This is a genomic window from Bradyrhizobium sp. Mp27, from assembly GCF_029953005.1.
Taxonomy (GTDB): Bacteria; Pseudomonadota; Alphaproteobacteria; order Rhizobiales; family Xanthobacteraceae; genus Bradyrhizobium; species Bradyrhizobium barranii.
Genome location: NZ_JASAUS010000492.1, coordinates 1 through 1,413, shown reverse-complemented (window position 1 = coordinate 1,413; position 1,413 = coordinate 1). Strand labels below are relative to the sequence as shown.

General features: G+C 56.2%; 1 protein-coding gene. It reads left to right on the top strand.

All coding sequences use genetic code 11. From position 1 onward, the window contains the following. Positions 1 to 949, top strand: a 949-nt coding sequence (locus QJT78_RS51250; RefSeq protein WP_281460878.1) for a hypothetical protein, incomplete at its 5' end; no start/stop codon positions are given. Positions 950 to 1,413 lie beyond the last annotated feature (464 nt).

The following is a 1,413-nucleotide window of genomic DNA, read 5'->3' as shown; positions in this document are numbered from 1 at the left end:
TCAACGCATACAACGACAGAGCCGAGCCCTTCGTCTGGACCAAGAAAAAGGTCCGTCAACGCCGTTTCAAAGGCCGCCGTATCACTCAGCTCTGATTCCGGGTACTAGGCTGGTGTTTTTGTACTTCGTGAGCGTGCTTGCGGCCTTGCTTTTGCTGGTGGTGAGCAACCGCGGAGCCATGGCAAAACGCTCCGGCTATCGGAGTGATTGTGCCGGGATTCTGATTGTTTCTTCCATCCTACTTGTTGATAATTTTCAGTCGGAATGCCAAGCCCTCCATCTTTTCAGTGACAACCAGCCCATACGAGGGGAGCTCTTTGAGCGGGGTGCGGATCTGTTCAGCTTCAATGGGGCTAATGCGGGTGCACCGTGCAACGCTGTATTGGCTCCTGTGATTCTTCCAGCGCCCTCGCGTCTGCGCTATCGATCGATGACGCTGAGCAGTGACGAGCCGTCAAATTATCCCGACGAAGACGTTCTAAAGAGGAGAGCAGACAAAGGGCCTCGAGTGGCGTCGTTCGCTCCTGCAAGATCGTTCCGGCAGAATGGTCCGGCTCTCCGTGCGGAGGCGCCTGTCGGTTCGATGCTGATGCAGAGGCTAGTTTCTTTGGCATCTCATAGTTTTACGACCTCGGCCGGGGTCAAAATTAGCTTCACGTTGATTATGGCGTCAAACCCGAGCGGTACTGCTTTTGGTCCACAGGTCTTAATGGATGCCGACAGTAAAGCTTTGGTCTGCGAGATCTCGCCCATGGATGCGGAAAGCATCTCTGCGTTTCGGCACTCGCTGGCGCAAGCCTTTGTTCAACAAGCGGCGAATCCCGGTGGGGGGCTCCCGAGCAAGGATGTCGATGATTTGTTTGCGAACAACTGGGCTGCTAATGCAACAAATGGCATTATGGGCGGTTGCCTGCTCGGGAATAATAATGAAAGCGGAAGGATAGTGTAGCGCAGCACATGGGTTGTCACGAACTCCACGAACGAGTCCGGGCCGCCAGATCCGGAATGTCCCTCTTCAACTCCTGTAACAGGAGGGCGTAATTCGCCCGATATGCTCGTCGCCCAGCCATTCCATGTCGTCGAGCACCGCCCGCTGGCCGTGGAGCGAGCCGAATTGAAAAGTGCAGTGCCTGCCGTCGCTTGATAATCGTGTGGACGCGTCGGGTTGCGGGCCATTAGCGGACAACTGGCAGGCAGCTCTTCATAGCTTAGGCGTCGGCGATCGACCATCTGGTCCGTCCCATCGAACACAGGCGGCGCGCCCTCATCAATTGCCATCTGGGCTGACGAGCGCTTGCGCGCACTAGGGTCTGTACCTAAATAGCGCCACGTGATTCTCTTGCCTACGTGTTGATTCGGGGGCGAGAGAATGCGCGCTGGTTTGTTTTGGCTGAACGACAGGCAATGGGCGCG